The organism is Vibrio sp. Isolate22, assembly GCF_022398115.1.
In the GTDB taxonomy this organism is placed as follows: domain Bacteria; phylum Pseudomonadota; class Gammaproteobacteria; order Enterobacterales; family Vibrionaceae; genus Vibrio.
The window spans coordinates 104,486-117,547 of record NZ_JAKEUW010000003.1 but is presented as its reverse complement, the minus strand read 5'-3'; the positions used below and the strand labels follow the sequence as shown (position 1 = coordinate 117,547).

The 13,062-nt window shown below is 43.4% G+C and carries 12 protein-coding genes; 10 read left to right on the top strand and 2 right to left on the bottom strand.

Annotated features, from left to right (window positions below):
* Window positions 1–48 precede the first annotated feature (48 nt).
* The 4 genes from L1D55_RS03370 to modC are packed head-to-tail and all read left to right on the top strand — an operon-like array spanning window position 49 to window position 4,114.
* Entirely contained in the window at window positions 49–1,548 is a 1,500-nt protein-coding gene (locus L1D55_RS03370) for a cobyric acid synthase (protein WP_239916515.1), read from the top strand.
* Window positions 1,549–1,553: 5 nt separating this feature from the next.
* Window positions 1,554–2,312, top strand: coding sequence for a molybdate ABC transporter substrate-binding protein (gene modA, locus L1D55_RS03365; RefSeq protein ID WP_239916514.1), 759 nt, complete (start codon window positions 1,554–1,556; stop codon window positions 2,310–2,312).
* Window positions 2,313–3,011 (top strand): molybdate ABC transporter permease subunit, encoded by a 699-nt coding sequence (modB, locus tag L1D55_RS03360; protein ID WP_105023504.1) that lies wholly within the window; start codon window positions 2,313–2,315, stop codon window positions 3,009–3,011.
* On the top strand, window positions 3,008–4,114 hold the full coding sequence (gene modC / locus L1D55_RS03355; protein ID WP_239916513.1) for a molybdenum ABC transporter ATP-binding protein ModC: 1,107 nt from the start codon (window positions 3,008–3,010) through the stop codon (window positions 4,112–4,114). Before modB ends, modC begins: the two co-directional genes overlap by 4 nt.
* A gap of 290 nt (window positions 4,115–4,404) precedes the next feature.
* Here the strand turns inward: modC and L1D55_RS03350 are convergent, their stop codons facing one another.
* Entirely contained in the window at window positions 4,405–4,842 is a 438-nt protein-coding gene (locus tag L1D55_RS03350; RefSeq protein WP_128164338.1) for a DUF3069 domain-containing protein, read from the bottom strand.
* Window positions 4,843–4,994: 152 nt separating this feature from the next.
* On the opposite strand from L1D55_RS03350, the gene L1D55_RS03345 reads away from it, so the two are divergent.
* Together L1D55_RS03345 and L1D55_RS03340 are read left to right on the top strand one after the other, a co-directional pair.
* Window positions 4,995–5,945 (top strand): diguanylate cyclase, encoded by a 951-nt coding sequence (locus L1D55_RS03345; protein WP_128165245.1) that lies wholly within the window; start codon window positions 4,995–4,997, stop codon window positions 5,943–5,945.
* Window positions 5,946–6,023: 78 nt separating this feature from the next.
* Window positions 6,024–7,034 carry a Solitary outer membrane autotransporter beta-barrel domain gene (locus L1D55_RS03340; RefSeq protein WP_239916587.1) on the top strand — a complete coding sequence of 337 codons (1,011 nt, stop codon included), beginning with the start codon at window positions 6,024–6,026 and terminating at the stop codon, window positions 7,032–7,034.
* An 88-nt stretch (window positions 7,035–7,122) separates the two neighbouring features.
* Here the strand turns inward: L1D55_RS03340 and L1D55_RS03335 are convergent, their stop codons facing one another.
* Complete coding sequence (locus L1D55_RS03335) at window positions 7,123–8,364, bottom strand: GGDEF domain-containing protein (RefSeq protein WP_239916512.1); 1,242 nt, start codon at window positions 8,362–8,364, stop codon at window positions 7,123–7,125.
* 390 nt (window positions 8,365–8,754) lie between these two features.
* Here L1D55_RS03335 and L1D55_RS03330 point away from each other — a divergent pair, with 390 nt between their 5' ends.
* The 4 genes from L1D55_RS03330 to pntB all read left to right on the top strand — a co-directional run bounded on the left by L1D55_RS03330 (window position 8,755) and on the right by pntB (window position 12,788).
* Window positions 8,755–9,123: a late competence development ComFB family protein gene (locus L1D55_RS03330; protein ID WP_105023500.1), complete on the top strand. Its 369-nt coding sequence runs from the start codon at window positions 8,755–8,757 to the stop codon at window positions 9,121–9,123.
* A 40-nt stretch (window positions 9,124–9,163) separates the two neighbouring features.
* Window positions 9,164–9,445, top strand: coding sequence for an HlyU family transcriptional regulator (locus tag L1D55_RS03325; protein ID WP_004739144.1), 282 nt, complete (start codon window positions 9,164–9,166; stop codon window positions 9,443–9,445).
* A 387-nt stretch (window positions 9,446–9,832) separates the two neighbouring features.
* Window positions 9,833–11,380 carry a Re/Si-specific NAD(P)(+) transhydrogenase subunit alpha gene (pntA, locus tag L1D55_RS03320; protein ID WP_239916511.1) on the top strand — a complete coding sequence of 516 codons (1,548 nt, stop codon included), beginning with the start codon at window positions 9,833–9,835 and terminating at the stop codon, window positions 11,378–11,380.
* 10 nt (window positions 11,381–11,390) lie between these two features.
* The gene (gene pntB, locus L1D55_RS03315; protein WP_239916510.1) at window positions 11,391–12,788 is read left to right on the top strand and encodes a Re/Si-specific NAD(P)(+) transhydrogenase subunit beta; all 1,398 of its coding nucleotides are present in this window, start codon (window positions 11,391–11,393) and stop codon (window positions 12,786–12,788) included.
* The last annotated feature ends 274 nt before the right edge of the window (window positions 12,789–13,062 follow it).

The following is a 13,062-nucleotide window of genomic DNA, read 5'->3' as shown; positions in this document are numbered from 1 at the left end:
AAAGAGAAGTATTGCCTGCGGGCTGAGAAATTAAGGATTTAAGTACGAATGCGAGCACCATTAAACGCCCTTATGGTTCAAGGAACCACATCAGATGCCGGAAAAAGTGTATTGGTGGCAGGTTTATGCCGTGTTTTGGCCAGGAAGGGAATTAAGGTGGCACCATTCAAGCCACAGAATATGGCTTTGAACAGTGCAGTGACTAAAGACGGTGGGGAAATCGGCCGCGCTCAAGCTGTTCAGGCTCAAGCATGTAATATCGAACCTTCGGTTCACATGAACCCTGTATTGCTTAAACCCAACTCAGACACCGGTGCTCAAGTGATTCTACAAGGCCGTGCGTTAAGTAATATGGAGGCTACGGGCTACCATGATTACAAGAAAGTTGCGATGAATACGGTTATTGATTCATTTGATCGACTTTTAGAAGAATACGATAGCGTGATGATTGAAGGTGCCGGAAGTCCTGCTGAAATTAACCTTCGTGAGAATGACATCGCGAACATGGGGTTTGCTGAAAAGGCAGACATCCCGGTGATCATTGTGGCTGATATCGACCGCGGAGGCGTATTTGCGCACTTGTATGGCACATTAGCTCTGTTATCTGAATCTGAACAAGCTCGTGTAAAAGGGTTCGTGATTAACCGTTTCAGAGGCGATATCGCTCTGCTTCAGTCCGGCCTTGATTGGTTGGAAGAGAAAACAGGCAAGCCTGTGATTGGTGTGTTGCCATATTTGCATGGTTTCAATTTAGAAGCTGAAGATGCCATTACTTCAGCTCAAGAGTCAGATGGAGAGGCCAAGCTAAAGGTCGTGGTACCGGTCCTGACTCGGATCAGCAACCATACTGACTTCGATGCGTTAAGGCTGAATCCTTCTATTGATCTTCGCTACGTGGGTAAAGGCGAGCGTTTAAACAACGCTGATTTGATTATTTTACCTGGCACTAAGTCTGTAAGAGCCGATTTAGACTACTTGAAGCAACAAGGCTGGGACAAAGATATTCAACGTCACCTGCGTTTAGGTGGCAAAGTGATGGGGATATGTGGTGGCTATCAGATGCTTGGTAATCTTATCCACGACCCTGATGGTGTGGAAGGTGAACCTGGCAGCAGTGAAGGGTTAGGGTACCTTGATGTTGAAACCACGTTAACGCAGCAGAAAACGTTAACGAACGTGTTTGGCACGTTAAACTTAAATGGAAAGTCGGCACCAGTTAAAGGGTATGAAATTCACGTAGGTAGGACTGATGTCAATGAAATGGCATTACCGGTTCAGTTAGAATCTGGCAGCCTTGATGGCGCGATAAACTCAGATAACTCAATATTTGGCACTTACTTGCACGGTGTATTGGATAACAGTAATGCGTTGTCACTGATTTGTGAGTGGGCCGGTGCCAACGAAGTAGCAGCGATTGACCACGAACAACTGAAAGAGTTGGGTATTAATAGAATCGCGGACGCCATCGAAGCGCACTTAAATCTTGACTTGCTTTGGCCTGAGCTGAAACAAACTGGTCAAGAAATTAAAAGAACAACAGAAAAGTGAGAGCAATGAAAAAACTAGTCACTCTTTTAGCGGTAGCGTTAACCACCTCATTGAGTTCTGCTCATGCTTTGGCTGCCGAGAAACTACGTGTTTATGCGGCATCGTCTATGACCAATGCGGTTAATCTGTTAGTTGAAGAGTTTGAGAAAAACCATTCTGTTGATGTTATTCCTGTCTATGCCAGCACATCTTCATTGGTACGACAGATCGAAAGAGGTGCTCCAGCTGACATATTTATCTCGGCAAATGAAAAGTGGATGACTCATCTTGTCGATCGAGACTATGTTTCTAGTGACAATGTCACAAACTTATGTGAGAACGAGCTTGTGCTAATCTCTCCTAAGGAAGATCCAATTTCATTTGATATTTCAAAAGGTGAGCAGTGGTCTGAACTTCTTAATAATGAAAGGCTTGCGGTTGGCAACACTATGTCGGTGCCTGCTGGTATCTATGCTAAAGAAGCACTAGAAAAACTGGCTGTTTGGGATGACGTCAAGACTCGTTTAGCACCAAGTAATAACGTTCGTATGGCATTGGCTTTGGTAGAACGCAGTGAAGCTAAGCTCGGCATTGTTTACAAAACCGATGCACTGTTGTCTAAAGAAGTGAATCTCGTATCGACATTCCCGGCGGAGCTGCATACACCAATACGTTACCCTGTAGCGAAGATGAGTGACCAAGCTGTCGCACAAGACTTCTATACTTTCCTTACTAGTGAGAAAGCGAAGGACATTTTGAATAGTTTTGGTTTTGAAGTGCGTTAAATGATGTATCTATCGGAATACGAATACCAAGCTTTAATGCTTAGCTTGAAAGTGGCTGGCTTTGCCATCTTGTGGCTTATCCCAATCGGGATTGGTTTAGCGTGGCTGCTAGCGAAAAAGCAGTTTGTGGGCAAAAGCATTGTTGAAAGCATCGTTCATCTCCCTTTAGTGCTTCCTCCCGTGGTTATAGGCTATTTGCTACTTGTGATGATGGGTAGGCAAGGACTGATAGGAGCATGGCTTAACGATGTGTTTGGTATTGTATTCAGCTTTAGTTGGAAAGGCGCGGCTCTGGCATGTGTCGTCGTCGCTTTACCATTGATGGTGCGTTCAATCCGTTTAAGTTTAGAGACGGTTGATAGCAAGCTTGAAGAAGCGGCTGCTACGTTGGGTGCTTCTCCTGTCAGAGTTTTCTTTACCATCACCTTGCCTTTGATGATCCCCGGAATCATTACCGGAACTATGCTTTCATTTGCGCGAAGCCTTGGCGAGTTTGGTGCGACCATCAGCTTCGTTTCCAATATCCCTGGTGAAACTCAAACCATTCCTCTTGCTATGTACACTTTCATCGAAACTCCAGGAGCTGAAATGGAAGCTGCGCGTTTGTGTGTCATTTCTATTGTGATTGCCTTGGGATCATTGATGCTGTCTGAGTGGTTAAACAGAAAGTCGGCACAACGCCTAGGAGGTAACGCATGAGCGCGTTAGTCCTGAAATACCAGCAACAGCTTGGTGAGACTTTCTTTGATATCGACTTAGAACTTCCAAGCAGTGGCATCACGGCGATTTTTGGTCGCTCAGGCGCGGGTAAGACGTCTCTGATTAACGCGATTAGTGGTCTTAAACAGCCGGATAAAGGTTTGATCAGTGTCTCTGGCACAACCCTATTTGATAGCGAGCGAGGCATTAATTTACCGACGCACAAGCGTAATGTGGGCTATGTATTTCAAGAATCAAGACTGTTCCCTCATATGAAGGTATCGGCGAACCTTAAATACGGTGTTAAAGGTACAGATAAAGCGCACTTTGATCAGATTGTGTCGCTGCTCTCATTAGACTCGTTGCTCGATCGTTATCCGGCGCGTTTGTCGGGTGGTGAGAAACAACGTGTCGCGATTGGTCGAGCTCTCTTGTCTAAACCAAGTATTTTGTTAATGGATGAGCCGTTGGCATCTCTTGATTTACCACGCAAGCGTGAAGTGATGCCGTTTCTGGAGAATCTATCTGAAACGGTTCAAATCCCCATTATTTACGTGACTCATAGTCTTAATGAGATTCTACGCTTGGCTAACCATTTAGTGATTATCGATCAAGGTAAGGTCGTATCATCTGGTGTGACAGAACAGGTATGGGCGTCACGTGCAATGCAGCCATGGCAATCTTTCTCTGAACAAAGCTCATTATTCGAAGGGAAGCTGGTGGAGCATAACGACGATTATGCCTTGTCTCGACTAACACTGGGAAAATCTACGTCACTTTGGGTTCAGAAGGTGTCGAGTGATATTGGGGCAGCTGTGAGGCTTCAGGTCAGGGCAAATGATGTCTCGATTACGCTAGAACAGCCTCAAGGTACGTCAATACGTAATATTCTCCCCGTAACGATTAAAAGCGTAGAGACTCACCAACAAGGTACGAACAAGCAAAGTGTCGCGGTAGAGTTAGAGTTAGAATCTGGGTGTTATCTATGGGCAACCATTACTTTGTGGGCGTTGGATGAGCTGAATCTAAAAGTAGGCCAACATGTATTCGCTCAAATTAAGGGGGTGAGTGTTGCTCAGAGAGATATTGCGGTTACTCACTAATTGACTATGAATTTTTTAGTTTAAGGTACTGTAAAACTCGATCTTGATTCCATGAATGGAAACATGCGTCATTTTTATACGGTATAAACCTCGGTTTTAATCCACACTGTATGAGTGCAAAGTCATATTATTTGCGAAGTAGTAGCTCGTGATGATGTAGTGACGGTAATACAGATAAGTAAATATTAGAAAAAGCAGCGGGTATAGAAAAGCCGCTTGTTTAAATCAACAAGCGGCTTGTTCATAACTATCACTGTTTGCCTTCAACCTAATACAGGTCGATGACTAGCTTACTTAGTGAAAACTTCTTTAAAATCACGCTTCAAGATAGCATCACGACGAGCTTTCTTGATTTGTTTAACCATGTCTTTCACACAGTTGTGAAGAACTTGGTCTAGCAATTGAGCACGGTACTCTTCTTTCTCTTCGTCAGTCATGCCTTCTGGAAGTTTAAGAGTAGGGAACTCTTCCATCACGTTTACACCAGCGAAAGCTTGGCTAACAGTGATTAGAGCGTGGAATTGCTCGAAGTTGTCCAAAACGTTTTGCGCGCTTGCTGGAAGGCTGTTCCAAGCTTCGCGTACTGCTTCTTCAGACACTTCATGAATAGAAGTAACCATAAAGTGCATCTCTTTTGGCACTTCATCAAATTCGATAACTTGACGAAGCTCTGGAGAGATTGTGGTTAAATCGATTTCTTGTTGTTCTGTGTTTGTAGCGTCTGACATAGTATTTCTCTTTAAAAAGAAACAATGCTAAAAAGATCTGTAAAAAAGTCAATATAATATAGAGATTAGGGCATGATTTAAGCCCCAAAATGAGCTACTTTGAATATTCAACACTAGATAAAGGTGATCTGATGATAGAAAAGGGATCTTCGATGCGCATATTGCTAGTTGATGATGTTCAGCTAGACAGAATGCAACTTGCCATTCGACTCAAGCAACTGGGTCATATTGTTGAAGCTGTCGGTAGTGGTAAAGAAGCCCTAAACGTTTATTCTGGTTTTGATCCTGAGCTTGTATTACTTGATATAAGTATGCCTGATATGGACGGATTTGAAGTCGCTAACGAGGTCCGTGAGCGTTTCCCTGAATGGGTGCCTATTATCTTTCTGAGTGGTCATGAAGAGCCTGAAATGATCGCTAAAGCCATTGATGCTGGTGGGGATGATTATTTGATCAAACCAGTAAACAAGGTAGTGCTTAACTCAAAGTTGATAGCCATGCAGCGTATCGCGCACATGAGGCGAGAATTAAAGCAAAGTACTGCCAAGCTCGAAGAACTTAATATACTTCTGCAACAACAAGCCAACGAAGATGGCCTCACCAAATTATATAACCGTCGATATATGGATACTAAGCTTGAGGAGAGCATAGCGTGGCATGGAAGACGTAATATATCCATGACTGTCATCCTTCTCGATGTAGACTTCTTTAAGCCTTACAATGATAATTACGGCCATATTCAAGGGGATAAGTGTCTACAGGGCCTTGCCAATACTTTGAAGGTACTGTTTGTAAGGGCTGGAGAGTATGTAGGCCGCTACGGTGGTGAAGAGTTTGTGCTTATCCTCAGCGATACTGACAGCGATGCGGCTGAGCAGCAGGCGATTCGAATTAAAGAAGCGCTTTATGACATGAACTATGCACATGAATACTCGAATATCTCTGATAGAGTGACAGCGTCACAAGGTGTGTTGTCGTTCGTGCCTAGTGGCGATGAATCGTTAGCGTCTATTTATGAAAAGGTCGATCAAGCGCTCTATCAAGCTAAGCAAAGCGGCAGAAACACCTATATACAGCGTAATATTTTAGAGCACTCACGATAGCTGATGCGCTCTTTTGGTAATTTGAATTTATACTTCCAGTAGCACTTGAGTTAGGAAGTATTTTAAGTGATTAAAGACATGCCACGATCAAAGTCATTTTCTATGGCTAATTCATGTTGGGCACTGGTTGTCCCTGCTCTCTGTTTATCCGGTCCCGGTACTGCTTCTGCAAATGAGGTATCTGATCTCATCCAGAAGGAGATTGAACGAAATTTTGCAGCCAGCGTGCTGCTTAACGACACCGACGTGTTCACTTTTGGTATCAATAATTTTGATCCCAACGAAGTCTTTCGTTTGGACAATGAGGATATTGGTTCGAGTGACTCGGTAAGCCGAAGACAAAATATGGCTTCGCTCAGTCTCCCTTATACTTTCAAATTGCCTGCCACTATTGAAGATAACCATCAAGAGGTGACGCTTCGTTTGTCTGCGTTGCGCACAGAGAATGAAGTTGATTATTCATCTACATCTGTGACCGATTTTCAAAAAGAGACAGTCATTTCTGGATATGTTGAGTTCTCGAATGTCACCCAACTTGATGATTATTGGAGTTTTCATTCAGGGATTGGTAACCACATATCATATTATCGGAATGACTATGAATACCGCGGTAACGTACCTAGACCCATAGTAGATCAACTTGAAGGGGTATATCTCAATACTGACGCTTGGGCTTATATCGTTGAGCCCAAGATAAAATTGATCTACGAAGACAAGAATAACTGGGGTAAATACAAACTGAGTACCAGCTGGCATTACTTTAATGGTGTGGGGTGGGGAGAAGCCAATGGTGGCGATATCGGTCACCCAGAAGGTTGGTATATTGCTAATGAAGCAAAGATTTTTTATGACTTAGTACGTTGGGACAAGAACATTACTTCCATGTACTCAAGTATCAAGAGAATTGATATTGGTGGCGATACCGTCGTACCGATGGGAACGACCTCGTATTATGAGGGTAGTGTAGGTTGGTTGTTGAACCCCAACCTGCTTAATGACTGGGTCGACAATGTAGGTATCGGTTTTACGATCAATTACGGGAGTAGCTTAAAGGGCGGTAGTCTCGTACTGTTCTTCAACCAAGACTAGTTGCTTGCTCTTTAAAAAGCGCACTGCATTAAGCACTAAATATCCAATTAAACAAAGCCAATCACGTATAGAGCTTGGCTTTGTTTTTTTAGCTACGAATACAGAGTTTGTTGCGGCCTGTCTTTTTGGCTTTGTACAATGCTTGATCGGCAAGCTTCAATACTTCTTCAGGGTGTTTTGTGGTTGTGCTGTCTGCCAACCCTATACTCACAGAGACGTTAACAACTTCAGCCGATTGTCCGTTTTTCCCACGCTTTTTAATTCCTTCATCATGGTTATCCGGTCGTTCTTTGGCATTACGGATCGTCATATCGTAGTTGTGTACTTCAGAGACAAGTGTTTGTAGGTGCTCTTCTACTTGTTCTGCATGCTTACCTTTGAAAATGATTGTGAACTCTTCACCACCGTAACGATAAGCGCGAGCGCCGCCACTGGTCTCTTTCAAAATACTGGCTACAAGCTTCAACACATCATCACCAATGTCATGACCATAGGTATCGTTGAATTTTTTAAAATGGTCAATATCGACCATTGCCATTGAATACTTGCGCCCTAAATGCTTCATATCTACTTCTAGCGCGTGTCGACCGGGGATATTCGTCAATTGGTCGTTGAATGCCATATCGTGGCTAGCAGACATCACATAGATAATGATTAAGGTGCCAGATAACGAAAACATGGTACTTGATATGTACTGAACATCGAAAAAGATGAAGGTACTGGAAGCCAACAAAATCGCACTGTAGACAACGACATCAATAGAGCGATTGTAAACCAACACCAAAATCGCAGTTAAGCCAACTAAGCAAAGGCTGTACAACACCAACACAAAAGGCAGTTTGGAAAAGTCTCTAACGGTAAACAGTAGTCCTTCACTCCATGATTCAAAACCTCCGGCATGGAAGTGAGAAACGATCAGCTGCGCCCATATCATAAATAGGACTAAAACGAGCGTGTATAAGAACATTGACTTGGAATTTACACCGGTATCGGGGAAGGCATACACAAGCAAGCAAGTAACTGGTACTAAGGCGGCCAATAGAGAGAGCTCTAATAATGTGGTTCCCGTGCTCAATGGTGTTTGTAGGCGGACTTGTATAACAAGATAGGCAACAAGCATAGTGACAGAAACCATCGCCATGCGCCCTTGTCTGAACGTGTGGCACAGCAATACGGCTACACTCAATAGAATGTATGGCAGGTTGCTAGCAAACCCTAAGTTTGAATCCGTCACCAGTATGACGTTGTTCATGCCTGCAAGTAATATTGCTAGGAGAAATAAGGGGAAGCAAAATCGAAACATGCTCGACGTTACAAAAGAAGATGCCATTTACGTGGTGAGCCTAACTATAATGATGATCTTGTTAATTAATACTGTACGTAGGATACGGTTATATAAGCGATTGCCAAGCATTTTGCTTAATTGAGAGCGAAAACATGGTCATAAGTCGCTTTTGGTGCAACTATGTTTATATGTGTTTGAGTTGCTATTAACCGCAGAACGAACTACACAGTATATATGAGAAATTAATTAGTCGTTATAGATACTTAACAAAACTGAGCTTGTTAATTGGTGCCCAGTATATTGGGTTATAAAACGGTGTAATATTTGCGTTAAAAATGAACGTTAAAGTGTTTTCTATGGTTAAAAACACTTATCTCAATGTCGCTCAATAATTTGAGTTTGAACATTACATTGGACTACGAATGGAGGTGTAGTATGCAAATTAGTGTGGATGTACATAACTATATGGAAACGCTGGTGGGGCAAGTTTTAGCCACTGAAGAGTATGTGTCTAGTTATACTAGCGAGCAACTGGCTGATCTCGCATGTTTAGCACTAGGGCAGCTAAAACCCATCTATATTCGGTTCGATATTGATTTTCTTTCCGCGTTACCTGAAGACAAACTCGTTCTGTACAAAAGAAATAGTGAGATCGCGGTCAAAAATGCAGAAAGTATGATTATTGACGATAGAAGACGCGATCGTAACGACAATATGCCGATCATATTTAGTCAACACAATTTTGATGAAGACGTAGAATTGCAATGGTATGAAAAGCCATTGTTGGATCCTAAACAGTCGTGATAGGTTAGTCGTAGTACCATCATTGAAGGAGTAAAAAAACGTGGGATTCTTTTCTAGATTATTTGGTGGCAAAGAAAAAACCGAACAAAAAGTAGAGATTGAGCCAGTCGAATATAAGGGTTTCAATATCTATCAAGATGCCATTGCTGAATCTGGTCAATACCGTGTTGCTGGGCGCATTGAGAAAGAAATTGACGGTGAACTTAAAACGCATCGTTTTATTCGTTCAGACGTTGTTTCAAACAAAGAAGACGCCAACGAATTGATGCTCAAGAAATCGCAAATGTTCATCGACCAAATGGGTGACAGCATATTTAGCTAACCAATTAGGGTTAGAATTGATGCTAGTCATAATTTAGAGAGCTTTCAGTGTATATGCTGAAAGCTCTTTTTAGTTTTAGGGACAAAGAACAGCTAGTCGGTTGTTATTAAAAGGATTATTAGCAAGTGGTTTGACCTCTTTATTCGAGGCGTGCATCATTAAACTCAAATAACCGCTCAAAATCCATCCAAATCGTTATAAGTAATAACTTTTTCTGTTCTTTGAACAAAACGCTTGAAGTATTAGTTGTCGTTAGATACAAACGAATAAGTCGTGTGCCAATAGTGAAAGAGTAGTTATGCAAATTGGTGTATCCAATGGCTGCGATCTCTTTAACTGGTCTTTGGTAAGAATAATAATCACAAATTGATACACAAGGAGTCTAATTTGTTGATAGGTGTACCAAGAGAAACGCTCGCGGGTGAAACGCGAGTCGCTGCATCGCCGAAATCGGTCGAACAGCTTCTAAAATTAGGATTTGAAGTTTGTGTTGAATCACAAGCAGGTGCGCTAGCAAGTTTTGAGGATTCAGCTTATGAAGAAGCTGGAGCAAAAGTTGTAAGTGCAGATGAAGCTTGGAAATCCGATATTGTCTTTAAAGTTAACGCTCCAATCGTTGACGATACTCAAAATGAAATAGACCTACTTAAAGATGGCGCAACATTGGTCAGCTTTATTTGGCCTGCTCAAAACCCTGAATTAATGGAACATCTGTCGAGCCGAAACATCAATGTGATGGCGATGGATTCTGTACCTCGTATTTCAAGAGCTCAAGCACTCGATGCGTTAAGTTCTATGGCAAACATCGCGGGTTACCGTGCAGTGGTTGAAGCAGCGCATGAATTTGGTCGATTCTTCACTGGTCAAATTACAGCGGCAGGTAAAGTTCCACCAGCGAAAGTACTGGTTGCGGGTGCCGGCGTTGCAGGTTTGGCGGCTATTGGTGCTGCAGGTAGCCTGGGTGCAATTGTTCGTTCATTCGACGTTCGTCCTGAAGTAAAAGAGCAAGTAGAGTCGATGGGCGCTGAATTCTTGGAAGTGGATTTCCAGGAAGATACGGGTGCTGGTGATGGCTACGCAAAAGAGATGTCTGACGCGTTTAACAAGAAAGCGGAAGAGCTTTATGCGGCTCAAGCAAAAGACGTTGATATCATTATTACAACAGCACTGATTCCAGGCCGCCCTGCGCCTAAGCTGATCACTAAAGCGATGGTTGATAGCATGAAGCCAGGCAGCGTGATTGTCGACCTTGCAGCCGCGAACGGTGGTAACTGTGAATACACTGTAGCGGATCAAGTGATCACAACGGCAAATGGTGTGAAGGTTGTCGGTTACACTGACATGGTTGGTCGTCTGCCAACTCAATCTTCGCAACTGTACGCGACTAACCTAGTGAACTTACTGAAACTACTTTGCAAAGAGAAAGACGGTAACATCAATATCGACTTTGATGACGTTGTACTTCGCGGTGTCACAGTCGTCAAAGAGGGTGAAGCCACGTGGCCAGCGCCACCAATTCAAGTTTCAGCTCAACCTCAGCAGGCTAAGCCAAAAGCAGCGAAACCTGAGCCTAAAGTTGAAGAACCTACGTCTCCAGTCAAAAAAGCCGCAGGAATGGCCGTTGCGGTTGGTGCTTTCGCTTGGGTTGCGTCGGTAGCGCCTGCTGCGTTCTTATCTCACTTTACCGTTTTCGTTCTTGCTTGTGTGGTGGGTTATTACGTAGTTTGGAATGTTAGCCATTCTCTGCATACGCCTTTGATGTCTGTTACGAATGCGATTTCAGGGATCATTGTGGTAGGTGCTCTATTACAGATTGGACAAGGCAACGGTGTCGTTACTTTCCTATCTTTCATTGCCGTGTTAATTGCAAGTATCAATATCTTTGGTGGCTTTACCGTGACCAAACGTATGCTTGAAATGTTCCGTAAAGACTAAGGAGTAATAGATGTCTGAAGGATTAGTACAAGCAGCTTATATTGTTGCTGCAGTATTCTTTATTATGAGCTTGGCTGGACTATCGAAACAGGAATCTGCACGTGCAGGTAACTATTACGGTATCACTGGTATGGCTATCGCGTTGATCGCAACGATCTTCGGCCCTCATTCGGCTGGTATTGTTTGGATCATCATAGCAATGGTGATCGGTGGTGGTATCGGTATCCACTACGCACGAAAAGTAGAAATGACGGAAATGCCTGAGCTGGTGGCAATTCTGCACAGTTTCGTGGGTATGGCAGCGGTATTGGTGGGCTACAACAGCTACATCGATCCACCAGCGGCTGTGTCACTTAACCCTGCTGATATTCATGCAGAGCACGTTATTCACTTAGTAGAAGTATTCCTTGGCGTATTTATCGGTGCTGTGACGTTCACAGGTTCGATTGTTGCGTTTGGTAAGCTTCGTGGCGTGATTTCTTCATCTGCATTGAACATTCCTCATAAGCACAAGTGGAACCTGGCGGCTATTGTGATTTCTACACTGCTTATGATCATGTTTGTTAAAGCAGATGGCAGCATGTTCGCACTGATGGTGATGACACTTATCGCGTTCGCATTCGGTTACCATTTAGTGGCATCAATCGGCGGTGCAGATATGCCAGTGGTTGTTTCAATGCTTAACTCTTACTCTGGTTGGGCGGCGGCAGCGGCAGGTTTCATGCTTGCAAACGACTTGCTTATCGTAACGGGTGCACTGGTTGGTTCGTCGGGTGCGATTCTGTCTTACATCATGTGTAAAGCAATGAACCGCTCGTTCATTAGTGTTATCGCTGGTGGCTTCGGTCAGGAAGTTCAAGTGTCTGAAGGCGATGAAGATCAAGGTGAACACCGTGAAACTTCAGCAGAAGACGTTGCTGACATGCTTAAGAACTCTAAGTCAGTAATCATCACTCCGGGATACGGCATGGCAGTAGCTCAAGCTCAGTATCCAGTACACGAAATTACTGAAAAGCTCCGTGCACAGGGCGTAAATGTTCGATTTGGTATCCACCCAGTAGCGGGTAGGTTACCGGGTCACATGAACGTACTGCTTGCTGAAGCAAAAGTACCTTACGATATCGTTCTTGAAATGGACGAAATCAACGATGACTTTGACGAGACAGATACTGTATTGGTTATTGGTGCGAACGACACCGTAAACCCAGCAGCTCTAGAAGATCCAAACAGCCCAATTGCTGGCATGCCAGTACTGGAAGTTTGGAACGCTCAAAACGTTATCGTCTTCAAGCGTTCTATGAACACGGGTTACGCAGGCGTACAAAACCCATTGTTCTTTAAAGACAACACACAGATGCTGTTTGGCGATGCTAAACAAAGCTGTCTAGGTATTCTAGAGCACCTATAGAGGTCGGTTCTAGAAACAAAAGTAAGGAGCTCAATTGAGCTCCTTTTTTGTGCCTACAGAGTGGGGGAAATAGTGCGAATGCGAGAGAACATGAGCGCACTAATTGCTTCCCATAGCGACGATGAAATGGCTTAGCTCTAATGCGTTAGACTAGTACATCCGCTTGCTTTGAGCGCAATCAAGTCAATTTAATGACAGTTAGTCGTCATTCTTGCTGTTTTTCATGCGGTTAAAATTTATCTTTGAAAGCGAATGGTATATATTTGTTTGATCT

Coding starts and splice junctions, on each gene's coding strand:
- L1D55_RS03350 (WP_128164338.1), bottom strand. CDS start 4,842: ATGTCAGACGCTACAAACACAGAACAACAAGAAATCGATTTAACCACA.
- L1D55_RS03370 (WP_239916515.1), top strand. CDS start 49: ATGCGAGCACCATTAAACGCCCTTATGGTTCAAGGAACCACATCAGAT.
- pntB (WP_239916510.1), top strand. CDS start 11,391: ATGTCTGAAGGATTAGTACAAGCAGCTTATATTGTTGCTGCAGTATTC.
- L1D55_RS03330 (WP_105023500.1), top strand. CDS start 8,755: ATGCAAATTAGTGTGGATGTACATAACTATATGGAAACGCTGGTGGGG.
- L1D55_RS03345 (WP_128165245.1), top strand. CDS start 4,995: ATGCGCATATTGCTAGTTGATGATGTTCAGCTAGACAGAATGCAACTT.
- modA (WP_239916514.1), top strand. CDS start 1,554: ATGAAAAAACTAGTCACTCTTTTAGCGGTAGCGTTAACCACCTCATTG.
- L1D55_RS03335 (WP_239916512.1), bottom strand. CDS start 8,364: ATGGCATCTTCTTTTGTAACGTCGAGCATGTTTCGATTTTGCTTCCCC.
- L1D55_RS03340 (WP_239916587.1), top strand. CDS start 6,024: ATGCCACGATCAAAGTCATTTTCTATGGCTAATTCATGTTGGGCACTG.
- modC (WP_239916513.1), top strand. CDS start 3,008: ATGAGCGCGTTAGTCCTGAAATACCAGCAACAGCTTGGTGAGACTTTC.
- modB (WP_105023504.1), top strand. CDS start 2,313: ATGATGTATCTATCGGAATACGAATACCAAGCTTTAATGCTTAGCTTG.